The organism is Xanthomonas sp. WHRI 7065 (assembly GCF_040203115.2).
Classification (GTDB): domain Bacteria; phylum Pseudomonadota; class Gammaproteobacteria; order Xanthomonadales; family Xanthomonadaceae; genus Xanthomonas; species Xanthomonas arboricola.
This window is the reverse complement of the sequence record NZ_CP168194.1, coordinates 4,357,798-4,380,190: the sequence shown is the minus strand read 5'-3', so window position 1 is coordinate 4,380,190 and position 22,393 is coordinate 4,357,798. Positions and strand designations below refer to the sequence as shown.

Below are 22,393 nucleotides of genomic sequence, written 5' to 3'. Positions count from 1 at the left end.
GCACAAGGCTGGCCTGCAGGAGCGGTGCGCAAGCATAGCCGGGCGCCGCGGGCGGGCGCATCCGGCGCAGCGGCGCTTACTGCGCGGCCAGAATCAGCGCATCCACATCCAGCGCATGCCCGGCACGCGCGGCCTTGGTGCGCAGGTACTGCTCGTTCTCCGGAGTGATGTCGCCGGTCACCGGGATGCGGTCCTCGACCGCGATGCCGGCCGCACGCAGGCGCTCGGCCTTGGCGGGATTGTTGGTCAGCAGCCGGATCCGGCCGATGCTCAGACCGCGCAGCATCGCCACCGCACTGCCGTAGCGGCGCTCGTCCGGGCCGAAGCCCAGCTGCGCATCGGCATCGATGGTGTCCAGGCCGGCATGCTGGTAACCGTACGCGCGCATCTTGGCGGCGATGCCGGTGCCGCGGCCTTCCTGGTCCAGATACAGCAGCACGCCGCCGCCGAGCTCCTTCAGCTTGGCCAGGCCATGCCGCAGCTGGTCGCCGCAATCGCATTTGAGCGAACCGAACAGATCGCCGGTCAGGCAGGAGGAATGCACGCGCACCGGTACTGCAGCCGACAGATCAGGCTGGCCGACCACGATCGCCACCTGGTCGCGCTGCGCCACCCCGCCGCGAAACACCACGAACTCGCTCATCCCCAGCCCGCGCAACGGCACCGGCGTGCGGGTGACCAGCTCGTAGCCGGCCGCGGCGGATTTGGCGCAGCCGCTGCCCAGATCGTCCAGTGCCAGCGACTGGCAACCGGCGAAGGCGGCGTGGTCATCCGCGTCGTGCAGTTCCACGGCCAGCATCGCCGGCAGCAGCAGGCCCAGCCGCGCGATTTCCACCGTGCCGGCATCCAGCGCATCGCCCGGGGTCCATTGCGTCGGTACCGGGGTGTCGCGCAGGTAGGCCAGGGCAGCGAGCTGGTCGTAGTCGTGTTCGACCAGCGCCACGCGTGCGCCCTGCGGCGCGCTCAGGCCCAGCACCTGGGCGCGGGTCGGGGTGACGAACAGATAGTGCCGCCCCTGCGCCGCACGCGCGAAGGCCGCGTACGACTGCGCGGTGCTGCTGTCCAGCGCCAGCACCGCGCGCGCCTGCCCGTTGGCCGCCGTCAGCAGCACCGGGCGGCCGGCGCGCAGCTCGGAGGCGGCGCGCTCGCAACGGATCGCCGCCGGATCACCGAAGGCCTGCGCGCTGGGGGAGGGGACGGGGCTGCTCATGCACGACTCCAGATGGGGATTGCCACGGCCGCTTCAAGGCGGACGCCGCCGCGGCCGTTGCCTGCCGCGTGCGGCCATTGTCGCGTGGTTCGCAAGCGCCAGTCGCCACGGCCGGGTGGAACGCTGCATCCAGCGCCCGCCGTTTGAGTTGCGCGGCAGGCGTGGATTGGTTGCATGCCGGCTGCGTTGTTCATCGCCCGGCAATGCCTTTTAATCCCAAGACCCTCTGCCCGCACCGGACCCCATGTCTCTCATCGACTGCAGCGAAGACCGCCATGCCAGCGCCATCCTGGAGATCTTCAACGACGCCATCGCCAACTCGACCGCGTTGTACGACTACAAGCCGCGGCCACCGGAGAGCATGGTCGGCTGGTTTGCGACCAAGCGCGCGGGCGGCTTTCCGGTGATCGGGGTGGAAGCTGCCGACGGCAGCCTGATGGGGTTCGCCAGCTACGGCACCTTCCGCGCCTGGCCGGCGTTCAAGTACAGCGTGGAGCATTCGATCTACGTGCACCGCGACCACCGCGGCAAGGGGCTCGGACGCCTGCTGTTGCAGGGCGTGATCGCGGCGGCGGAACAACGCGGCGTGCATGTGCTGGTCGGCGGCATCGATGCCAGCAATCAGGCCAGCATTGCGCTGCACGAACAGTTCGGCTTCACCCATGCCGGAACCGTGCGCGAGGCCGGTTTCAAGTTCGGCCGTTGGCTGGACCTGGCGTTCTATCAGCGCATCCTCGCCACGCCGGCCGCTCCGCACGACGATTGAGCCGCCGGCAACGCCGCGCTATGCGCGGGCGGCTCCGTCTTTAGGCAGCCGGCGTCAGTGCGGATGCCGCTCGGTCGCATACGGATTGGGCTCGCCGCTGCCCGGCGGGCGCAGCGTGTAGCGCTTGTAGGTCCATTGGTATTGCGCCGGGTCGCGCCGGGCGATCTGTTCGATGCCCGCGTTGAGCGCGCTGGCGGCGCGCACCGGGTCGGCGTCGGCCACTGCCGGGTCGGCCGGCTGCACATGCAACGCGAATTGCAGGTCGCCGCCGGCGCGTTCGCACCAGCCATACAGCACGATCGCGCCGGTGCGCTCGGCCAGTCGGTTGACCAGGGTCATGGTCAGGGCGGGGATGCCGAAGAACGGCGCAAACACGCCATCGCCCATTTTCGGCTGCTGATCGGGCAGGATGCCGACCGCGCCACCGTCCTTGAGCACCTTGAACAACTGCCGCACCGCCGGGCCTTCGGCACGCACCTGGCGCACGTTGTCGCCGCCGCGTGCCAGTTGCAGGAAGCCGTCCACCGCGTCCGATTCCGGCGGGCGATACACGATGGCGATCGGCCCGCGTTCGGACAGCCACTGGTTGAGCAGCTCCCAGTTGCCGAAGTGCGGCGCGGCCACGATGACGCCACGCCCGGAGGCCAGCGCGGCGTCGTAGAGCGCCTGGCCATTGCGTTGCAGCCGCGCCAGGTTCTCGGCCGGCGGGCGGGTCCAGGTGCGTAGCACTTCCAGCGTCTGCCGCGCGGTCGACCGCAGCACCTGCGCATGCAGCTGCGCGCGCTGGCCGGCATCCAGTTCCGGGTACGCCAGTTCCAGGTTGCGGCGTGCCACGCGCGCCTCGCGCGCATTAAGCTTGCGCCAGCTCCAGGCCAGCGCGTCGGCCACACGTTTGAGCAGCGGCCACGGCAGGCGGCCCACGGTGGCGGCGGTGGCGTAAAGCAGGCGAGCGCGAACATCGGGTTTCATCCGCGCAATTCTAAACAGCGCGGCCGGCGATGACCCGCGCGTGACAGTGCCAACCGTGCTGGGCATGCTGCGCGGCACAGTTTGCTGCCGGAGAGTGCCCATGCTTGCGCTGATTCAACGTGTCACCCGCGCCGCAGTCACGGTCGATGCGCAGACCGTCGGGCAGATCGGTCCCGGGCTGCTGGCGCTGGTCGGGGTCGAGCCCGGCGACAGCGACGCGCAGATCCGGCGCCTGGCCGAGCGCCTGCTCGGCTACCGCGTGTTCGCCGACGACGCCGGCAAGATGAACCGCTCACTCACCGACACCGGCGGCGGCCTGCTGCTGGTCAGCCAGTTCACCCTGGCCGCAGACACCAGTTCCGGCAATCGCCCCGGCTTCAGCACGGCAGCGCCGCCGTTTGAGGCTGAACGGGCGTTCAATCAATTGGTGGCGATCTGCCGGCAAAAACATCGCGGCGGGGTGGAAACCGGGCGCTTTGGTGCCCATATGGTTGTCGACCTGGTCAACGATGGCCCGGTGACCTTCCTTCTCAGACCCTAGAAACCCACGTCCACCAGCGGTCCTGTCTTGAATCCGGCAGACCGGGCTTCACGCTGGTATAATGCTAGGTTCTCTTTCCAATCTCAAAGCCGGTGGCGCGAGCACTCATGGCCAACGAACGTCCTGCCCAGCAATCCGACATCAAGCTACTGATCAGCAAGGGCCTGGAACAGGGCTATCTGACCTACGCCGAAGTCAATGACCACCTGCCCGACGACCTGGTCGACCCGGAGCAGATCGAAGACATCATCAGCATGATCAACGGCATGGGCATCGATGTCCATGAAGTTGCGCCCGATGCTGAAACCCTGTTGCTCAACGATGGCAACACCGGCAACCGCGAGGTTGACGACACCGCAGCCGAAGAAGCTGCCGCCGCGCTGACCGCGCTCGACACCGAAGGTGGCCGCACCACCGACCCGGTGCGCATGTACATGCGCGAAATGGGTACGGTCGAGCTGCTGACCCGCGAAGGCGAAATCGCCATCGCCAAGCGTATCGAAGAAGGCCTGAGCCAGGTCCAGGCAGCGCTGGGTGTGTTCCCGCTGTCGACCGAAATGCTGCTGGCCGATTACGAAGCGCACAAGGAAGGCAAGAAGCGTCTGGCCGAGATCGTGGTCGGCTTCAACGATCTGATCGAAGAAGCCGACGCCGCCGCTGCTGCGCTGGCCGCCGCCGGCCCGGTCGCCGTCGACGAAGACGCGGTCGATGAAGACGACGACGAAGACGGCGATGACGACGCTGCCGAGGAAGAGGCCGGCCCGACCGGTCCGGACCCGGTGGAAGTGGCCACGCGCATGGAGAACCTGGCCAACGAATACGCCAAGTTCAAGAAGATTTATGCCAAGAACGGCGCTGAGCACAAGCTGGTGGTCAAGGCGCGCGAGGACATGGCCGCCATCTTCACCACGCTCAAGCTGCCGCTGCCGCTGACCGATGCGCTGGTCACCCAGCTGCGTGGCGTGGTCAACGGCATCAAGGATCACGAGCGCAAGGTGCTGCACCTGGCCACCACCGTGGCACGCATGCCGCGCAAGGATTTCATCCGCTCCTGGGAAGGCAACCAGACCAACCTGGAATGGGTGGAAGACGCACTCAAGCGCAAGCAGAAGTGGTCGTCGGCGCTGCGCGACGTCAAGGACCAGATCGTCTCCGAGCAGCAGGGCTCGATCGAGATGGAGAAGGCCAACTACCTGACCCTGGGCGAGATCAAGGAGATCAGCCGCGCGATGGCCTATGGCGAAGCCAAGGCACGCAAGGCCAAGAAGGAAATGGTCGAGGCCAACCTGCGCCTGGTCATCTCCATCGCCAAGAAGTACACCAACCGCGGCCTGCAGTTCCTCGACCTGATCCAGGAAGGCAACATCGGCCTGATGAAGGCCGTGGACAAGTTCGAATACCGCCGCGGTTACAAGTTCTCGACGTATGCAACGTGGTGGATCCGTCAGGCCATCACCCGTTCGATCGCCGATCAGGCGCGCACCATCCGTATTCCGGTGCACATGATCGAAACGATCAACAAGTTGAACCGCATTTCCCGCCAGATGCTCCAGCAGTTCGGCCGCGAGGCCACGCCAGAGGAGCTGGCCAAGGAAATGGACATGCCCGAGGACAAGATCCGCAAGGTGATGAAGATCGCCAAGGAGCCGATCTCGATGGAAACCCCGATCGGCGACGACGAGGATTCGCATCTGGGCGACTTCATCGAGGACACCAATGTGGAGTCCCCGATCGACAACACCACCAACATCAATCTCTCCGAGACGGTGCGGGACGTGTTGGCAGGGCTGACCCCGCGCGAGGCCAAGGTGCTGCGGATGCGCTTCGGTATCGACATGAATACCGATCACACGCTGGAAGAAGTGGGCAAGCAGTTCGACGTCACCCGCGAGCGGATCCGTCAGATAGAGGCCAAGGCGTTGCGCAAACTGCGTCACCCGAGCCGTTCGGAACAGCTGCGCTCGTTCCTGGACATCGACTGATCCGGTAGCCGTATCGGTGCAGTGATCACACAACAGCCCCGCACATGCGGGGCTGTTGTGTTGTGGGGCATGCCGCGAGCTATGCTTGCCCGGGTGGACGTCGCTGAAGCACCGACGCGCCGGGGGTGGCGCAGGCGACATTCACGCCCCGGCGACGAAGCCAGACAGCGGCGCAACATGAAGCCGATGTTTCTGCCTGACTCACGTGACGTTCTAGCCGTGGCTTCTAAGTTGATGGACGAATGGAACGAGGCTGTCGTATGAGCAGGCAAAGCCGCTTTGAAACCACCACATACCGCGAGCACGAGATTCGCGTACGCACCGAGCAGGCGTCCCCGGGCGCCAGGTGGACGCTATGGGTCGACGTGTATGCACTGGGCGGCAAACGCCAGCCACGCATCGGTGGCCGGGAACAGGGATGGGAGACCTACCAGGAAGCCATCGCGCAGGGATTCCGCGCAGGCCGGCAATTGGTCGATGCGCAGCTTGAGGTGGCTTAGTAGCCGGGATTGGGGAGTGGGGATTCGGGATTGCTGAGGTGCTGATTGCTGAGGTGCTTGTAGCACCGGATCACCTACCGCGAATGGTGCGCAAGGCGCGGTCATCGCATACAAATTTAGAAGCCCGGCTCAGGCCGGGCTTTTTTGTGTGGGCATGCGCGGGCACGGTGGGTTCGGGCGCTTCTCCTCATCGATGCCTGATGTCAGCAGACAGCGACGCGCGCGGGCAGGTAAACTTTCGCCTCAGCTGGACGGTCCGACATGCCCCGCATCTCGCCACCCACCCTGCCGGGCCTATAGCTCAACGGTTAGAGCAGAGGACTCATAATCCTTTGGTTCCAGGTTCGAATCCTGGTGGGCCCACTAATGAAAGCAGGCACTTAGACGCGCGTCCAAGTGCCTTTTTTGTGGCTCGGAAACTATCGGGCAACGTCGTGTTCTTCGCTGATTGCGTAGTTGGCGTCTTATGGATAAGCGTTTGCGTGTGTGGTAATCATCGTGTCGCTCCGTTACGGTGCGCTTGCTTGCGCAGCCAGGTGAGGACATCAACTGCCGGGTCTTCATGCATGCAGACGTGCAGCCGGCCCAGCACGATGCTCTGCGTATCGCCGCCCGGCAAGACGTCATCGAAGCCGGTGGCTTCGCAGGCGATCAGGACCGGCGGCAGGCCGGGCTGCGCGTGGGAATGCAACATCGCTAGCACGTAGCCCTGCATCATTTCGAAGCTGAGGGTGACGCCTGTGCAGACGCGGAACTGTTTGCTAGTGCTCATGGCCGCACCTGCGCGCACAAGGTATCAACTGCAGCGATCGCTGCTTTATTGTCGGCAAACGGGAGGGCGTGGATGGCCTTGCCTGTGCTTACGAGGCGTGCCATCTGGTTCAGCCACGCATGACTGCATTCGAAAGCGTTGGCGATCAGATCGATATGGTGGCCGATCTGGCGCGCCGCAGACGCGGGTGCTTGTTGGGTGTTGTAGAACATGGTGCTGACTCCAGTTCAATGAGCGAACCATCCACCACGCCGCCAAGCAGGGTGGACGACCGAACGGGGTTGGCGGACCGGGTCAGCGCCGGCAGGCTTTGCAGCCTCCCCGTCCGACCGTCCATAAAAACAGACAACGCCGGGCACGAAAAAGCCGCAGAGCATGCTCAATGCGGCTTTCGCCGCTGACAGTCAGGCCGCCAAGCCCGGTCGCCGATGATGCGGCGACGCACGCATACTCGCTCCGGCTCCTGGCGCGTGTCAACGGGAAAGCATTGGAGTTAAGGGAGCTCCTTTCGAGAACCTCCGGCAGCGCTTGGTCGTGCCTGCCGCATCTTCAGACTGGGCTCTAGTAGTCGGTGAGCGAGCAGACGCGTCGAAGGTCAAGGCAGGTAGCCATGTCGCCCAACCTCTAATGTCGGGCATTGGCCAACGCGCCCGTCTGACCGCGTGCTGCTCTCACGCCGCCGCTTGTCGTGCTGTCATGTCCACGCTACCGAGGGTCATTGGAAGGTCCAACAAGGCTGGCTGGGGCAGGGGCGGTCGATGACGCGCCGCCGGCGATCACACGTACCGCCAGCTCAATGGAAGACGCGTCACTCAAGCACACCTCCACACGCGGTGCAGCTTGGCGCAGGAGCACACCAATACGCGCTGCGATAGCCCTCTGGAGGCGAATTCGCAGCGCGCAGCGCCAGCCGCCGGCGGATGCATCGGAGGTGATGCTTGTGCTTCAGGTTGCGGCTGGATAGTCGGTGTAACCCTCGGCGCCGCCGCCGTAGTAGGTGTCGCGATCCGGCGATGCGAGCGGTGCGCCTGTCTGCAGGCGTGCCACAAGGTCCGGGTTTGCAATGAAGGGTTGGCCGAACGCGGCCAGGTCGATCACTGCCTGATCGATCAACCGGGCTGCGCGTTCCAGGTTCAATTTGCCCGCAAGGATCACGGTGCCGCCGTAGGTGCGCTTGAACGCTGCGAGGAATGTTTCGCTCATGTCCGGCGAGCCGTTTGCGTGGTTGTCGTTTAGATGCACATACGCAAGCTCGCGCTTGGCCAGTTCTTCGGCCAGGTAGAGGTAGCTGGCCTCGCTCTCCGCGTACGCGGGCATGTCGAATTGGCGATTGTTCGGTGCAAGGCGGATCCCCACCTTGCGTGAGCCGATGCGCGCAGCCACCGCATCCACGGTCTCGAGAATGAGCCGCGCCCTGTTCTGCAGCGAACCGCCGTAGGCGTCGACACGGTCATTGGTGATCGGGTTGAGAAACTGCTCGAAGAGGTAGCCATTGGCCGCATGGATCTCAATGCCGTCGAAGCCGGCGTCGATCGCGCGTTGTGCCGCCTGCTCGAAATCGCCGACGATGCCTGGCACTTCTTCGGTCTCAAGCGCACGTGCCGGGCTGGGCTCAGCCGTCCCACGCGTTCCGTCTTCGCGGTAGATAAACGCAAAGCTCTTGGAGCTGGATGCCACCGGGCGCGTGCTCGCGCTCACTGGATCGGCGCCATTGGGTTGCAGCGAGGTATGCGACATGCGGCCCACATGCCACAACTGGGCGAAGATGTTGCCCTGTTGGGCATGCACTGCATCGGTCACCATCTTCCAGCCGGCGACCTGCTCCTGCGACCAGATGCCGGGCACATCGATGTAGCCCTGGCCTTGCTGCGAGACGGGAGTGCCTTCGCTGACGATCAGGCCTGCGCTCGCGCGTTGAGCGTAGTACGTCGCCGTCAATGCGTTCGCCACGCATCCCGGATTGCGCGCGCGGGTCATCGGTGCCATGACGATGCGGTTGCGCAGCCGGATGTCGCCGAGATCGAAGGGGTGGAAAATCGTTGATGTCATGGGGAGGGCGCTAGTTGGTGAGGACAGGCTAAAGAAGGTAAGGTTGACTTCGGCGCACATAAAGGCGCTTGGCGTCCCGCCATTGGGGACATCGATTCCCCAAAGGGCCGCTGATGATCCCTGTCGAGACACTCAATGGGCTGGTCACCTTCGTCACTGCGGCACGTTCCAGGACGTTCACCGAGGCGGCCGAGTCGCTGGGGATCTCGCGCTCGGCGGTAGGCAAGGCGATCGCCCGCCTGGAGACGCGGCTGGGCGTGCGCCTGTTCCATCGCACCACGCGCCGTATAGCGCTCACTGCTGATGGTGAATCCTATTTCGCGACATGCGCTGCTGCGTTGGAAGAGATCGCCAGCGCAGAAGCCGGCCTGGCCTCTCAGTCGTCACTGCCCAGCGGCCGGTTGCGCGTGGACATGCCGTCGTCTTTCGGCCGCCACGTCATGCTGCCGATCCTGCTCCGCATCGGCGCAGCGCATCCCGATCTCCACTACACGCTTTCCTTCAACGACCATCTGATCGACCCGGCCCAGGAAGGCATCGACCTGACGATCCGGTTTGGCGGCGTTGAAAGCTCCGGTGGCCTGGTTGCGCGCAAGCTGGGGCGGCAGCGACTGGTGCTATGCGCCTCACCTGGGTATCTCGCTGCACACGGAACTCCCCGCACCATCAAGGACCTGCAGGCGCATCGCAGCATCGTCGGCTTCCGCAATGGCCAGCCTGTCGGCTGGCGGTTTGGCGACACGGTGGGCGCCGGCGATTTTGTGCCGCAAGGAACGCATCAGTTGAATGACGGCGACGCGGTCATCGACGCTGCGATCGCAGGTCTGGGCATCTGCCAGATGCCGATTTCGCTGGTGCGCCCGCACATCCCGTCTGGCAGGCTGCAGCTCGTCCTGGAAGAGTGCACGGCCTATTGCATCGAAATCTTCGCACTGTGGCCGCGCACGCGCCATCTGCGCCCGAAGGTGCGCTACGTGGTGGACGAGTTGGTGCGGCTTTCCGCTGTCGGTACCTTCGACTAGACCAGCACAGCGATGCGCGCTGCCGCTGCCATCGATACCTCCGGCGGCGCACAGGTTGAAGCGCTGCCTACCTAGCGCGCCTGGGCGTCCCAAAGCCCCATGAGCTGCGTGATCGCGGCATCCATCGCCTTGAAGCTCATGCCATCCCGGGCCAGCGTGGATAGCCCGAGCAGGAAACTGTCGAACACGCAGGTCAGTGCGGCGGCGTCCGCGGCAGGCCCGAGTTCTCCGCCGGCGATGGCGCGGTCCACGCAGGCGCGGATGCCGGCGCGCGTGCGCGCGCGCGAGCGCGTCAGCGGTGCGCACAGTGCCGAGAGCTCCGGCGACGGCGCGCTCATCACTCCCAGCGTGACCATGCAGCCTTTCGGGTGGCCGCGCTCGCACTGCATCTTGGCGGAACGGCGCAGCGCAAGCTCCACTGCCTGCCTGGGGCCAAGCGCGGCGTCCCACAAGCAGTGGGTCACCCTGGCGTAGGTCGCCAGGTAGCGGTCCATGCATTCCTTGAAGAGCGCTTCCTTCGAGCCGAAGGCGGCATAGAAGCTGGGCGCGGTGATGCCGCCACCAATCGCGGCCTTGAGCTGGCTCAACGAGGTGGATTCGTAGCCCTGTTCCCAGAACAGGTGAAGCGCCTCTTCCACCGCGGCGTCACGGTCAAAGCTGCGTGGCCTTCCCATTTGCGCCATGGCGCCCTCCGATGTCTACATCAAGACTATTCGATACAGATGTCGTTGACAACGTGGCCGCCCTGCAGATATATATATCAACCGATACATATGTAAAAACTCAGTGGTGCCGACCGGCAGGTCTCAGGACGAAGACCTGTTTTTTTTTGGTCTTGATATGTATCGATCGATATATATGTAGCGGTCTGACCAGCATTCCCCCCCTCCCCAATGAAGGACAGCGTGTGACCTCTCCAACTGCATCCACTGCCAGCGCGATCCCGCCGCCCTTGCCCGTCGCCGCGCTGTTGGCGCTGGCCATGACCGGTTTCATCTGCATCGTGACCGAAACCCTTCCGGCAGGACTGCTGCCGCAGATGTCCGCAGGCCTTGGTATCAGCCCGGCACTGGCCGGGCAGACGGTGACCGCCTACGCGCTTGGGTCGGTGATTGCCGCAATTCCGCTGACCATTGCGACCCAGCAGTGGAGGCGGCGTAACGTCCTGTTGCTCACCATCGTCGGCTTCCTGCTGTTCAACTCGGTCACCGCACTGTCGACCAGTTATGCGCTGACCCTGGTGGCGCGCTTGTTTGCCGGCGCAGCGGCAGGCCTGGCGTGGAGCCTGCTTGCCGGTTACGCGCGGCGCATGGTGCAGCCGGACCAGCAGGGCAGGGCCATGGCGATTGCGATGGTGGGCACGCCGGTTGCGCTTTCCCTCGGTGTGCCGCTGGGCACCTGGATGGGCGGCCTACTGGGCTGGCGCAGTGCGTTCGCGGCGATGTCCGGATTGACGCTCATCCTGATCGTGTGGGTGCTGCTGAAGGTGCCCGATTACCCCGGGCAGTCCGCAGCGCAGCGGGTGCCGCTGCGCAAGGTGCTCGGCACGCCGGGCGTGCGCCCGGTGCTCGCCACCGTGATGGCATGGATGCTGGCCCACAACATCCTGTACACCTATGTGGCGCCGTTCGCCGCACACGCGGGGCTGGCACATCGCGTGGATGTGTTGCTGTTGATCTTCGGCGTTGCGGCACTGGTCGGCATCGGCGTGGCAGCAAAGTTGGTGGAGCAGCACCTACGCGGCACGGTGTTGGTGTCGTTGGCGACGTTCCTTGCGATCTCAGTGGTGCTGGCGTTGCTGCAAGACGTGCAGCCTGTGGTCTACGTCTGTGTGGCGGTGTGGGGCCTGACCTTTGGCGGCGCGGCGACGCTGCTGCAGACCGCGCTTGCCGACAGCGCAGGCGAAGGCGCCGATGTTGCGCTGTCGCTCAATGTGGTTGCCTGGAACAGCGTCATCGCTGGTGGTGGCGTGGTGGGCGGCGTGCTGCTGGACCAATGGGGCGCGCAGACCTTTCCGGTTGCCATGGCCTTGCTGCTGGCAATCGGGCTGCTGATTGCATGGCGTGCCCGACAGCACGGCTTTGCGGCGGGCGCACGCTCGCCGGTTGCCGGTCACTAGCGCTGCCCTGCCTGATGTCTTCCCGGCTGCGTTCGCCTGGTAACCAGCGAGCGCAGACGCAGGCAACTGCCGGCATTGCAGGTCTTTATACGTTTCATATACGATCTGTATATTCATGACATAGGAGCTTGCATGGGCATCGTCAATATCGATGACGAACTGCACGATCAGCTGCGCCGCGCGTGCACAGTGACCAGCCGGTCGATCAACGCGCAGGCCACTTTCTGGATCAAGGTCGGCATGCTGTGCGAGATGCATCCGGAATCCTCGTTCCAGGACATCGTGGCGCAGGAACTGCGCGCGGCGGGCGTGCGTCCGCAATCCCTGAAACCGGCGCGGACATGATCAAGCAGCCGGCGGAGATTGCGCTGATGGCCAACGCCGGTGCGCTGCTGGCGCAGGTGTTCCATGCGCTGGATCAGCTGCCGCTGGCAGGCCGCAGTACGCTGGAACTCAACGACTTCGTCGAGCGGATGATTGTCGACGAACTGGGCGCGCGGCCGGCCAGCAAGGGCCAGTACGACTTTCCCTTCGTGCTCAATGCCTCGATCGATGATGTGGTGTGCCATGGCGTGCCCGCGGCCGCGGACGTGCTGCGCAACGGCCAGATCGTCAATCTGGATATCACGCTGGAAAAGGATGGCTATATCGCCGACTCCAGCACGACGTATCTGGTGGGCGAGGTGGCGTATCCGGCGCGGCGGTTGGTGCAGGCCACCTATCAGGCGATGTGGAAGGGGATTGCCGCGGTGCGTCCGGGCGCGCGGCTGGGCGACATCGGTCATGCGATCGCGCGGCATGCGCGCGAGCAGGGCTATAGCGTGGTGAAGGAATATTGCGGGCATGGCATCGGCCGGCAGATGCATGAAGAGCCGCAGATCCTGCACTACGGGCATGCCGGCACCGGGATGCAGCTGCAGGAAGGCATGGTGTTCACCATCGAGCCGATGATCAATCAGGGCAGGGCGGCGATCCGCGCCGAGCCTGATCAATGGCCGGTGCATACGCGCGACGGCAAGTTGTCGGCGCAGTTCGAGCACACCGTGGCGGTGACGCGTACCGGTGTGCGTGTGCTGACCTTGCGCCCCGGGGAAAAGCCGCTGTGTGCACTGGGGTGAGAGTGTCGTCCCCGGCGCGTGGCCTGCACTAGCTGCCGCCGCTGTGTTCGTTGCGTGCACTGCCGCGGCCAGACTGCGGCAGGTCAGCCAGGTTGCTGCACACTAGGCCGCATCGCTGACGTCTCCCGTGCGCCGGCACCCTGATCCGGCGGAGCGCTGGTCTTCCATGCAGCCACTTCCTCACAACCCCACGCACGCCGTGCACCCGGCAGTCGCATTCTGGCGACGGCCGCTGGAGTGGTTGCGCCGGCAATTGCGCGCCAACGATCTGTGGTTCATCGGGCTGGCAGCCGTGGTGGGGCTGATCGCCGCAGCACTGATGGTGGTGCAGGCCGGCATGGCGCATGCGCTGCAGGCCTGGCTGTACGCGCTTGCGCCGGGCGAGCGGCTCAGTACCGCCGAATCGATCACCGCCACCCAGCTGCTGGTGTTGCCGTTGGGCGGCCTGCTGGTGGGCCTGGTGGCCTTGCTGGCGCGGCGACGCAAGCGGCCGCTGGTGGATGCGGTGGAGGCCAATGCCTTGCACGGCGGGCGCATGTCGATGCGCGACAACCTGATCGTTGCGGTGCAGACGCTGCTGTCCAACGGCTTTGGCGCATCGGTGGGGCTAGAGGCGACTTATACGCAGATGGGCGCAGGCGCCGGTTCGCAGCTGGGCCGTGTCCTGCGGGTACGCCGGGCCGACATGCGCACGCTGGTCGGTGCCGGCGCGGCAGGCGCGATCGCCGGTGCGTTTGGGGCGCCGCTGGCCGGTGCGTTCTACGCGTTCGAGATCGTGATCGGCGCCTATACGCCCTCGGCGCTTGCGCCAGTGGCCGCAGCGGCGCTGGCCGGCGCGTTCATGGCCAACGCGCTCGGTGCCGCGCCGTATTCGTTGCCGGCGGCGGTCGCCTATCAATTGCAGCCGCGCGACTATGCGATCTACATCGCGCTGGGGCTGACCTGCGCGTTGATCGGCATCGCGGTGATGCGGCTGGTGGCCGGTATCGAACGCGCCGTGGGGCGGATCGAGCTGCCGCTCTGGGGGCGCCCGGTGGTGGGCGGGTTGCTGCTGATTCCGTTGGCGATGTATTCGCCGCAAGTGCTGTCATCGGGACATGGCGCCCTGCATCTGGACCTGACCAGCAGCAGCACGCTGCAGGTATTGGCCGGTTTGCTGGTGCTCAAATGCATCGCGTCGGGCATCTCGCTGGGTTTCGGCTTCCGTGGCGGGCTGTTCTTCGCTTCGCTGTTCATGGGCTCGCTGGTAGGCAGCCTGTTTGCGGTGTTCCTGAACCTGCTGGTCGGCGCCGCGGCGGTGGACATCACCAGCGCTTCGTTGGTGGGCATGGCCGCGTTGGCGGCAGCCATTGTCGGTGCGCCGATGACGATGGCCATGCTGATCCTGGAAGGCACGCACGACTTTGTGCTGGCGAGCGCGGTGATGGTGGCGGTGCTGGTGGCAAACACCGTGGTGCGCCAGGTGTTCGGCTATTCGTTCTCCACCTGGCGCCTGCATCTGCGTGGCGAGAACATTCGCAGTGCACGTGACGTGGGGTGGGTGCGCAATCTGTCGGCCGGCAAGATGATGCGCAAGGACGCCAACCACACCGCGCACGACACCACGGTGAGCGAGTTTCGCCGGCGGTTTCCATTGGGGTCCACGCAGCGCGTGGTGCTGGAAGACGCCGCCGGCCATTACGCCGGTGTGGTGCCGCTGGCAGTGCTGTATGCGGACAACGTGCAGGCCGATGCGCCGGTGAGCGACTACGCCAAGCACCGCGATGCGGCATTGCTGGCAGACACCGACATCGTGGCGGTGATGAAGGTCTTCGATGCCACGCAGGCCGACGAGCTGGCGGTGATCGATGCACAACGCAATGTGCTGGGCGTTTTGTCGGAAAGCTTCGTGCGCAAGCGCTATGCCGAAGAACTGGAAAAGCGCGAACGCGAACTGATGGGCGAGCGTGTGCTCGGCGACGACTGAGCCACGCGCTGCCGGCAGCGGCTGAAGCGACAGGGCGCGTGCTGCCCGGCACATCCACCGCACGCAGACGGTGTCTCACGCAACGCCCTGTGCCCACGACGCATGCAGCTTGCCCATCGACAGTGGCAGCATGCGATGCCAGCACGCGGCTTTCAGCGGGCTGAGCGTTGGTGGTACTCGCGCATCGGCAGCGTTGCTCATCCTCCACTATTCGACGAGCGTGCGCAGCAGCGCGCCATCGGGTTGTGCAGACCGATAGCAGCGCGTTAGCATGAAGCTTCGTCCAAAACGATCTCTTCCGACACATGACACCACCCTGACCTAAGGCATCACGCGCTCGCAGTTGCTGCGAAGGTCCAGGTATTTGACGTTCATGTATTCGCGCCGTGTGTTTGCCGGTGCGCGGAGTCGTTTCAATGTCCAGAGTTTTCTCGTTGCGCCAGCAATGGCTCGGCAACGTGCGTGGCGATGTGCTCGCCGGCATCGTGGTCGCGCTTGCGCTGATTCCCGAAGCCATTGCCTTTTCGATCATTGCCGGCGTCGACCCCAAGGTCGGGCTCTACGCGGCGTTCTGCATTGCAGTGGTGACTTCGATCGCCGGTGGCCGGCCCGGGATGATTTCGGCCGCGACCGGCGCAATGGCGTTGCTGATGGTGGACCTGGTCAAGGACCACGGCCTGCAATACCTGCTGGCGGCCACCGTGCTGGCCGGCGTGCTGCAGCTGATCGCGGCGGCATTGCGCCTGGGCGCATTGATGCGCTTTGTCTCGCGCTCGGTGATCACCGGCTTCGTCAATGCGTTGGCGATCCTGATCTTCCTGGCGCAGTTGCCGGAGCTGGTCGGCATGCCATGGCCGGTGCATGCGGTGTGTGCAGCGGGCCTGGCCATCATCTATCTGCTGCCGCGCTTCACCACGGCGATTCCCTCGCCGCTGGTCGCCATCGTGGTGCTGACGGCGGTGTGCGCGTACTGGCACATCGACATCCGCGACGTGGGCGACATGGGCCGTCTGCCCGACAGCCTGCCGGTGTTCCTGCTGCCGGACGTGCCGCTGACGTGGGACAGCGTGCGCATCCTGCTGCCGGTGTCGACGACGCTGGCTGTGGTGGGCCTGCTGGAGTCGTTGATGACCGCGCAGATTGTCGAAGACCTCACCGATACCCCGTCGCAGCGTAACCGCGAATGCGCAGGGCAGGGGCTGGCGAACCTGCTGGCCGGGTGCTTCGGTGGCATGGCCGGCTGCGCGATGATCGGGCAATCGGTGATCAACGTGCGCTCGGGCGGGCGCGGGCGTTTGTCGTGCCTGGTGGCCGGCGTCGTCCTGCTGCTGATGGTGGTGTATGGCGCGCCCTGGGTGCGCCAGATCCCGATGGCGGCGTTGGTGGCGGTGATGATCATGGTCAGCATCGGCACCTTCAGCTGGGGCTCGCTACGCGATCTGCGCACGCACCCGGGGAGTTCGTCGGTGGTGATGCTGGGCACCGTCGTGGTCACGGTATGGACGCACGATCTGGCCCGCGGCGTGCTGGCCGGGGTGCTGCTGTCGGCGCTCTTCTTTGCGCGCAAGGTCGGGCGCATGTTGCAGGTGCAGGCCAGCGAGCGTGACGACGGAGTGCGCGTGTATACGGTGCGCGGCCAGGTGTTCTTTGCATCGGCCGGGCAGTTCGTGGCCAGCTTCGATTTCCCGGGCACGCCGCCGAAGGTGCTGATCGATCTGAGCCACGCGCACTTCTGGGACATCAGCGCGGTGGCAGCGCTGGATCAGGTGGTGCTCAAGCTGCGCGCGCACGGCGCCGAGGTCGAGGTGATCGGCGTGAATCAGGCCAGCGATACGCTGATCGAAACCTTAGGAACCCATCGGCGCGATGGCGCGCGCCTGCAGCTGGGGCACTGAGCCCGGCTGCTCGTGCGCGGCCAGCGCGTCCGTTGGCGCCGCCGCGTGGCGCGCATGGTCGTCCAGCAACGCGGACAGGCGACGATGGCAGTCGCGGAAGGCCAGCGCGGAAGCCGGCATGTCGCAGGCATCGAAGGTTCTGGCTTCGGCCTTCCAGGCGGCGAGCAGGTCTTTCAGGTCGCAGATCAGGCTCGGCATGCGGGTGACTCCGTGGGCGTTCTCATCAATACGGCCACAGGTGCCGGCCGGATGCAGTCGCGTTCGTTCGCCTCACGCGTGGCCGCACGGGTGCGCTGCCATCGTGCAGGACACACGTGCGCGTCACATCGGCGGGAGGAGGGTGGTTATGCGGTCTTTTACCGCTGGAGCAGACCATGAGCAACGACGAAAACGGCAACCGCGGCGTAGACGATCCGACCCCGCCCAATGGCATCAAGGCACCGGGCAGGGACAACACACCGATCCAGGAAGGGCCTGCACAGGACAGCGAGATCGATGACGACGACGGCATCGAAGACCCGGTGGAGGACGACGACGACCTGGGCGCGGAAGACGACGAAGACGAAGACGACGACCAGTAGGCGCGTGGCAGCGTTGCACGCGGCCGTGCATCGCTGAACCCGGCAGGCTGCCGGTTGCGCGGCATGTGCTGGCTGCGGCCGGCCATGCTGCCTAGACTTGCGGATTGCCCATTCTGTGACATCCATGGACACCTCCCTGTCGCCATTGCCCAGCATCGCGCTGGGCCAGTACCGCCACTTCAAGGGCGGCCGTTATGACGTGCTCGGCGTCGTGCGCTGCAGCGAAACACTGGCCCCGCTGGTGCTCTATCGCCCGTTGGACAGCGACGTCGGTCTGTGGGTGCGGCCGTATGCGATGTTCGTCGAGCAGGTCGAGGTGGATGGCGTTGCGCGTCCGCGCTTTGCGCAGGTCGAGTAGGCGCGGCTTGGTCTGCACGACGTTACTTGGTTGTTGGCGAGTACGTTGGCAATGACCGCCGCCGATGCTGCGCCTGTCACCACGCCCGATGGCCGGTATCTGATCGTGCGTGGCCGGCTCTGGCGTACCGCCAACCCGCATCTGCGCGAAGACGTGCGTGCCGGGCTGGTCGGCGCCTTGATGGACGCGCGACGCGCGGTCAAGGCGGCCAAGCGCGATGAGGATGCCGGGCGGCTGGCTGCAGCGCGTGCGGCGGTCGACCGTGCCAAGACGGCGCTGGGAGAGCGTGGCCCGGTGTGGTGGAGCGATGGTGCCAAAGACTTCAATCGGCATCTGGTCAAGAACACGCCATACGCGGACTGGTTTGCGGCGCTTGCCGCGCCCGAGGCCTAAGTGCGCGTTGCAGCGGGCCAGGCGTGCCGCTGCCTGCAACGAAAAGGCCCGGGAATCCCGGGCCTTGTCTGCTGGATCGCACGCCCAGCGGTGTAGAGCGGCTGAGCAGGCTGCTGCGCTCAGCGCCAGATGGGCGCGGCCGGTGCCCGACACCGGCAAGGGCCATTCGGACACTCCGGTGCCGTAGGCGCCTTTCGTACCCACCTGACGACTGCTCGCAACATGGTGTCAGCTGCTCTTGATCGACGTGGCTGGAGAAGTGGGCAGCCGCCCTCAGCCCAGGTCGCAATTGCTCGGCTGCGGCCAGGTGGTGGCGGGCAGCATGGCCTTGACGGCGGCCGGTGCGGTGATGCCGATGGTGCTGGCGCCGTAGAGGTCTTCCAGTTCGTCGATGCTGACGATGTAGCTGTCCAGCGAACCGAGGTTGGCGCTGTTGGGAATCAGCCAGCTGATCGCGCGGGTGCCGCCGCCCGGGTTGGCAGTGATGATCGTCTTCCAGAAGAAGTCCGGGGTGCGGATGCCGTGGCTGCTCAGGAAGTAATCGTTGGTCGTGTCGCTGTAGATCACACCGCCGTAGACCTGCACGCTGGCGATGTCGCGGTAACACTCGGCCACGTTTTCGGCGCGCACCCAGATGCCCTGGTTGAAGCTGGACACCTGCGGCACGATGTTGGACATCAGGTTGGCGCGACGGATGTAGGTCGCGTTGTAGTCCATGTGGTTGGAGGTCACCAGGTGCCCGCGATCGTAGCCGGTGCGCACGCTGGCGTAGGAGGCGGTGGAGGTCTGGCCGGCGCAGCCGCTGGGCAGTTCGGTGTCCAGATTGAAACTGGACGGGCGTGCGGCCGAGCCGGTATCGGCCTGCAGCACGTACTCGTAGCGCAACGCGGTGTGGTTGGTGCAGTCGTAGCGCAAGGTGTAGCCGCCCTTGTTGAGGGTGACGACCTGGGCGTTTGCGCTGGCACTGGCAGCGGTGAAGAGCAGAACGGCGAAGAAAGTCCGGAAGCGCATGGGCAGTGAATCTCCTGGAAAATCAATCGGACGCACGACGCCACCGCCGGCTGCCGGGGGCAGATCGACGCTCAGCGGAACGCGCGCTGGAAGGGGGACAGTTGGCTCGCTGTTTTAGCGAGCGCGACAGCTATCGCATGCAAATGTTGCTTGGTGGTGACGTAGGCGTGAGGAATGTGCGGTCACGTCAGTTTTTCCGGCAAAACTGTGACCGGTCTCGCGCATTGAGCGGCATACGGGCTGGCAGGCGATAAGCCCCTGGTTATGCCTGGAGCGTGCAGATGTGCTTCCGCGCCAGGGTTTTTGCGATGACGCATAGCTGCGCCATCAGCAGAGCGCGGTTGCTGCTGTCGGACAACCGCCCGCCTTGCGGTCGGGATACGCCAGCACACACCGGCAGGCGACACCGCCAGAGGTCAGGTTGGAAGCAGCGCAGTGCCGTTCGTCGGTGCAAGATGCGCGCCTTGCGACGCTGCCGTGCCGGCGCTGCGTTCGCCGTCGGCGGACACAAAAAACCCCCTTCTGCAGTCCATGCAGAAGAGGCCGTCAAATACGTCGCGAGACGATACGCTCGGTCGACTATGCGACCTCTTTTTCCAGTTGCGGTGCGCTGGCAGGCTGCAGCTGGAACAGCGAGACCAGCTGGGTCAGGGTGCTGGACTGCTTCTCCATCGCCCGTGCCGCGGCCATGGCTTCTTCCACCAGCGCTGCATTCTGCTGGGTGGTTTCGTCCATCTGGATCACCGTCTGGTTGACCTGTTCGATGCCGGCCGATTGCTCGCTGGATGCGGCGGTGATCTGGCCCATGATGTCGGTGACCCGATTCACGCTGGCGACGATCTCGGTCATGGTGGTACCGGCCTTGTGCACCAGCACCGAGCCTTCGGCCACCTTGCCCACCGAGGCGTCGATCAGCTCCTTGATCTCCTTGGCCGCAGCGGACGAACGCTGCGCGAGCGTGCGTACCTCCGAGGCCACCACTGCAAAGCCGCGGCCCTGTTCGCCGGCACGGGCGGCTTCCACCGCCGCGTTCAAGGCCAGGATATTGGTCTGGAAGGCGATGCCATCGATGACGCTGATGATCTCGGCGATCTTCTTCGAGGAGGTTTCGATGCCCGACATGGTGCCGACGACCTGGCTGACCACTTCGCCGCCCTTGGAGGCCACACTGGCGGCACTGCGTGCCAGTTCGTTGGCCTGCAGCGCATGCTCGGCGTTCTGCCTGACGGTGGAGGTGAGTTCCTCCATCGAGGCGGCGGTTTCTTCCAGGCTGGCCGCCTGCTGTTCGGTACGCCGCGACAGGTCCTGATTGCCGGCGGCAATTTCACCGGCCGCAGTATCGATCTCCGACGAGGAATGCTGGATGCGCCCGACGATGTCGGTCAGGCGGTCAACCGTGGTGTTGGCATCGTCGCGCATGCGTGCGAACACGCCGGCAAAGTCGCCGTGCATGCGCGTGGTCAGGTCGCCGCTCGCAATCGCCTGCAACACCTGCGACACCGCACCCAGGCTCTTGTCCGAGCTGCTCATCAGGTGATTGAGGTCCACCACGATCTGGCGGAAATCATGCTCGAACGCAGTCTCGTCGCCGCGTGCGCTGAAGTCGCCCGCCGCCGCGGCCGACGCCAGCCGCTTGATCTCGCCATTGATCGACAACAGGCTGGCCCGCACATCGTTGATCGATTGACTGATCACCGCCTTCTCGCCCGGCAACCGCTCCAGCTGCTGCGACAGGTCGCCGGCGGCATAACGCTCGGTCAATGCGACGATCTGCATCGTCACCGCGATATGGCTGGACACCAGCGCGTTGCTGGCCCGCACCATGCTGCCGAATTCGCCGGGGAATTCCTGCTCGGCGATACGATGACTGACCATGCCGGCTTCATGCTTGTCGCCCATGTCGGTCTGCGCCTGGATCACCCGACGCAGCTGACGCTGCATGCTGTCCATCGCCTGCAGCAGCTGGCCGACCTCGTCGTTGCGGTCGATCGAGATGTTGTTGTCCAGCTTGCCCGACGACACCGCATGCGCAATGCCCACCGCACGGTTCAGCGGCTGGGTGATGGCGCGCGCCACGATCCAGCCGAAGGCGATGCACAGCACCGCACCGACCAGACCCAGCACCAGCCCGCCGATGCTTGCCGCCACCGAACTGTCCACCGCTTCCTGCACGGTGCCGCGGAAGCGTGCATCGGCACGCTTCTGCATGGCGGTCAGGGTGGTGCGATAGGTTTCCAGTGCCGGTGCCATGGCGCTCATCTGCGCCGCATCGGGTTCGCGTTGCTCCACGAACGCGGCGGCCACGCCGTGCGCCAGGCTGTAGTACTGATCGAACTGCTTGCCCAGACCTGCCAGTTCCTTTGCATTGGCGGGATCGGATTTCTGCAGTTTCACGTAGGAGGCGTGGATCTCGTCGGCCACCGGCTTGGTGGCCGCCAACATGTCGGCATCGCCGGCGGCAGCGGCGCCGTTGAGCCCGTTGATGAGCTTGTCCAGTGCAGCCACGTTGCGTGTCATGGCGTCGAGCATCGGAAAATGCACGTCGCGTACCGCTTCCAGGCGGTCGTTGTTGCGGTGAAAGACCAGCGTACTGAAGGCCACATAGCTCGATAGGCAAAGGATCGCCACCGCGGCCGGCATCAGGATTTTCCAGAACAACGGTAGCGACAGGATGCGTCTCATGACTTGAGTCTCGAGCAGGTGGCGGGTCACGGCTTCAGGACGACCTTGACGCTGGCGTCGACTGCGCTGGCGCTGATGTAACCGATGGCGCCGGGCGTGGCGGCAACGGCCTTCTTGACCGCATCGTCGCCACTGACACGCTTGGGACGCTGCGCTTTGCCGGTGAACATCAGCTGCGACCAGTACGACTTCAGCTGTGCCGCGTCGCGTGAGGCCACTTTCTTGTAGAACTCATCGCGGGTGGCGACGCCTTCTTCCTGATCGATCGGCACCGCCGCGCCGCCGCCGGGCAGGCTGTTGGATTTGGCCAGGAAGATCTGCGACACCTGCGCGGCGCTGAGGCTGTCCGGGCCGCCCTTGGCCGACATCACCACCACGACATCGGCATTGGCGCAGAACGCGGTCAGCGACAACGCGGCAAGCAGGGAGACTGCAAAACACTTGGAAATGGTCATGGGG

General features: G+C 65.2%; 22 protein-coding genes, 1 tRNA gene, 1 other RNA gene and 1 pseudogene. 15 read left to right on the top strand and 10 right to left on the bottom strand.

The window, feature by feature from the left end; translation table 11 throughout:
- Window positions 1–76 precede the first annotated feature (76 nt).
- Window positions 77–1,210 (bottom strand): GTP cyclohydrolase II RibA, encoded by a 1,134-nt coding sequence (ribA, locus tag ABQY64_RS18235; protein ID WP_349780431.1) that lies wholly within the window; start codon window positions 1,208–1,210, stop codon window positions 77–79.
- 244 nt (window positions 1,211–1,454) lie between these two features.
- On the opposite strand from ribA, the gene ABQY64_RS18230 reads away from it, so the two are divergent.
- Window positions 1,455–1,976, top strand: coding sequence for a GNAT family N-acetyltransferase (locus ABQY64_RS18230; protein WP_047129480.1), 522 nt, complete (start codon window positions 1,455–1,457; stop codon window positions 1,974–1,976).
- Window positions 1,977–2,030: 54 nt separating this feature from the next.
- On the opposite strand, the gene ABQY64_RS18225 is transcribed toward ABQY64_RS18230, so the two are convergent.
- Window positions 2,031–3,047, bottom strand: a complete 1,017-nt coding sequence (locus ABQY64_RS18225) for a lauroyl acyltransferase (protein WP_024938516.1) — start codon at window positions 3,045–3,047, stop codon at window positions 2,031–2,033.
- Between ABQY64_RS18225 and dtd the strand changes: the two genes are divergently transcribed.
- The 4 genes and pseudogenes from dtd (at window position 3,046) to ABQY64_RS18205 (ending at window position 6,331) form a co-directional block, all read left to right on the top strand.
- Entirely contained in the window at window positions 3,046–3,486 is a 441-nt protein-coding gene (dtd, locus tag ABQY64_RS18220; protein ID WP_039815885.1) for a D-aminoacyl-tRNA deacylase, read from the top strand. The genes ABQY64_RS18225 and dtd overlap by 2 nt on opposite strands.
- 107 nt (window positions 3,487–3,593) lie before the next feature.
- Window positions 3,594–5,468 (top strand): RNA polymerase sigma factor RpoD, encoded by a 1,875-nt coding sequence (gene rpoD / locus ABQY64_RS18215; protein ID WP_016902493.1) that lies wholly within the window; start codon window positions 3,594–3,596, stop codon window positions 5,466–5,468.
- A 186-nt stretch (window positions 5,469–5,654) separates the two neighbouring features.
- Window positions 5,655–5,968 (top strand): annotated as a pseudogene (locus ABQY64_RS18210) (hypothetical protein).
- 290 nt (window positions 5,969–6,258) lie between these two features.
- A tRNA-Ile gene (locus tag ABQY64_RS18205) sits at window positions 6,259–6,331 on the top strand.
- A gap of 130 nt (window positions 6,332–6,461) precedes the next feature.
- Here ABQY64_RS18205 and ABQY64_RS18200 read toward each other — a convergent pair.
- From ABQY64_RS18200 to ABQY64_RS18190, 3 genes are all read right to left on the bottom strand, one after another.
- Window positions 6,462–6,740 (bottom strand): hypothetical protein, encoded by a 279-nt coding sequence (locus ABQY64_RS18200; protein WP_166767236.1) that lies wholly within the window; start codon window positions 6,738–6,740, stop codon window positions 6,462–6,464.
- On the bottom strand, window positions 6,737–6,952 hold the full coding sequence (locus ABQY64_RS18195) for a hypothetical protein (protein ID WP_104646441.1): 216 nt from the start codon (window positions 6,950–6,952) through the stop codon (window positions 6,737–6,739). Before ABQY64_RS18195 ends, ABQY64_RS18200 begins: the two co-directional genes overlap by 4 nt.
- Window positions 6,953–7,685: 733 nt before the next feature.
- Entirely contained in the window at window positions 7,686–8,789 is a 1,104-nt protein-coding gene (locus tag ABQY64_RS18190; RefSeq protein WP_349780459.1) for an alkene reductase, read from the bottom strand.
- 113 nt (window positions 8,790–8,902) lie between these two features.
- Here ABQY64_RS18190 and ABQY64_RS18185 point away from each other — a divergent pair, with 113 nt between their 5' ends.
- Window positions 8,903–9,811: a LysR family transcriptional regulator gene (locus ABQY64_RS18185; protein WP_349780458.1), complete on the top strand. Its 909-nt coding sequence runs from the start codon at window positions 8,903–8,905 to the stop codon at window positions 9,809–9,811.
- Window positions 9,812–9,882: 71 nt separating this feature from the next.
- Here ABQY64_RS18185 and ABQY64_RS18180 read toward each other — a convergent pair whose 3' ends face one another.
- A complete protein-coding gene (locus tag ABQY64_RS18180; protein WP_372469954.1) occupies window positions 9,883–10,398 on the bottom strand; it encodes a TetR/AcrR family transcriptional regulator in 516 nt (171 codons plus the stop codon).
- Window positions 10,399–10,793: 395 nt separating this feature from the next.
- Between ABQY64_RS18180 and ABQY64_RS18175 the strand changes: the two genes are divergently transcribed.
- The 5 genes from ABQY64_RS18175 to ABQY64_RS18155 all read left to right on the top strand — a co-directional run bounded on the left by ABQY64_RS18175 (window position 10,794) and on the right by ABQY64_RS18155 (window position 16,909).
- The gene (locus tag ABQY64_RS18175; RefSeq protein WP_374151371.1) at window positions 10,794–11,930 is read left to right on the top strand and encodes an MFS transporter; all 1,137 of its coding nucleotides are present in this window, start codon (window positions 10,794–10,796) and stop codon (window positions 11,928–11,930) included.
- A 132-nt stretch (window positions 11,931–12,062) separates the two neighbouring features.
- Window positions 12,063–12,275: a ParD-like family protein gene (locus tag ABQY64_RS18170; protein ID WP_024938505.1), complete on the top strand. Its 213-nt coding sequence runs from the start codon at window positions 12,063–12,065 to the stop codon at window positions 12,273–12,275.
- Window positions 12,272–13,048: a type I methionyl aminopeptidase gene (gene map, locus ABQY64_RS18165; RefSeq protein WP_102583578.1), complete on the top strand. Its 777-nt coding sequence runs from the start codon at window positions 12,272–12,274 to the stop codon at window positions 13,046–13,048. Before ABQY64_RS18170 ends, map begins: the two co-directional genes overlap by 4 nt.
- 166 nt (window positions 13,049–13,214) lie before the next feature.
- Complete coding sequence (locus ABQY64_RS18160; RefSeq protein ID WP_349780429.1) at window positions 13,215–15,014, top strand: chloride channel protein; 1,800 nt, start codon at window positions 13,215–13,217, stop codon at window positions 15,012–15,014.
- Window positions 15,015–15,430: 416 nt separating this feature from the next.
- A complete protein-coding gene (locus tag ABQY64_RS18155) occupies window positions 15,431–16,909 on the top strand; it encodes a SulP family inorganic anion transporter (RefSeq protein WP_349780428.1) in 1,479 nt (492 codons plus the stop codon).
- On the opposite strand, the gene ABQY64_RS18150 is transcribed toward ABQY64_RS18155, so the two are convergent.
- On the bottom strand, window positions 16,862–17,107 hold the full coding sequence (locus ABQY64_RS18150) for a hypothetical protein (protein WP_349780427.1): 246 nt from the start codon (window positions 17,105–17,107) through the stop codon (window positions 16,862–16,864). The genes ABQY64_RS18155 and ABQY64_RS18150 overlap by 48 nt on opposite strands.
- Window positions 17,108–17,283: 176 nt before the next feature.
- On the opposite strand from ABQY64_RS18150, the gene ABQY64_RS18145 reads away from it, so the two are divergent.
- From ABQY64_RS18145 to ABQY64_RS18130, 4 genes are all read left to right on the top strand, one after another.
- Window positions 17,284–17,490, top strand: a complete 207-nt coding sequence (locus ABQY64_RS18145; protein ID WP_047127422.1) for a hypothetical protein — start codon at window positions 17,284–17,286, stop codon at window positions 17,488–17,490.
- Window positions 17,491–17,614: 124 nt separating this feature from the next.
- Window positions 17,615–17,848 carry a DUF1653 domain-containing protein gene (locus tag ABQY64_RS18140; protein WP_349780426.1) on the top strand — a complete coding sequence of 78 codons (234 nt, stop codon included), beginning with the start codon at window positions 17,615–17,617 and terminating at the stop codon, window positions 17,846–17,848.
- Between the two features lie 51 nt (window positions 17,849–17,899).
- Complete coding sequence (locus ABQY64_RS18135) at window positions 17,900–18,241, top strand: hypothetical protein (protein WP_104574649.1); 342 nt, start codon at window positions 17,900–17,902, stop codon at window positions 18,239–18,241.
- A 157-nt stretch (window positions 18,242–18,398) separates the two neighbouring features.
- Window positions 18,399–18,475, top strand: a non-coding RNA gene (locus ABQY64_RS18130) — sX9 sRNA.
- 39 nt (window positions 18,476–18,514) lie between these two features.
- Here ABQY64_RS18130 and ABQY64_RS18125 read toward each other — a convergent pair.
- The 3 genes from ABQY64_RS18125 to ABQY64_RS18115 all read right to left on the bottom strand — a co-directional run bounded on the left by ABQY64_RS18125 (window position 18,515) and on the right by ABQY64_RS18115 (window position 22,389).
- Window positions 18,515–19,252 (bottom strand): DNA/RNA non-specific endonuclease, encoded by a 738-nt coding sequence (locus ABQY64_RS18125; RefSeq protein WP_039518674.1) that lies wholly within the window; start codon window positions 19,250–19,252, stop codon window positions 18,515–18,517.
- A 579-nt stretch (window positions 19,253–19,831) separates the two neighbouring features.
- On the bottom strand, window positions 19,832–21,964 hold the full coding sequence (locus ABQY64_RS18120) for a methyl-accepting chemotaxis protein (protein ID WP_349780425.1): 2,133 nt from the start codon (window positions 21,962–21,964) through the stop codon (window positions 19,832–19,834).
- Window positions 21,961–22,389, bottom strand: coding sequence for a substrate-binding domain-containing protein (locus ABQY64_RS18115; RefSeq protein ID WP_102583573.1), 429 nt, complete (start codon window positions 22,387–22,389; stop codon window positions 21,961–21,963). The genes ABQY64_RS18120 and ABQY64_RS18115 overlap by 4 nt, the downstream gene beginning before the upstream one ends.
- Between the last annotated feature and the right edge of the window lie 4 nt (window positions 22,390–22,393).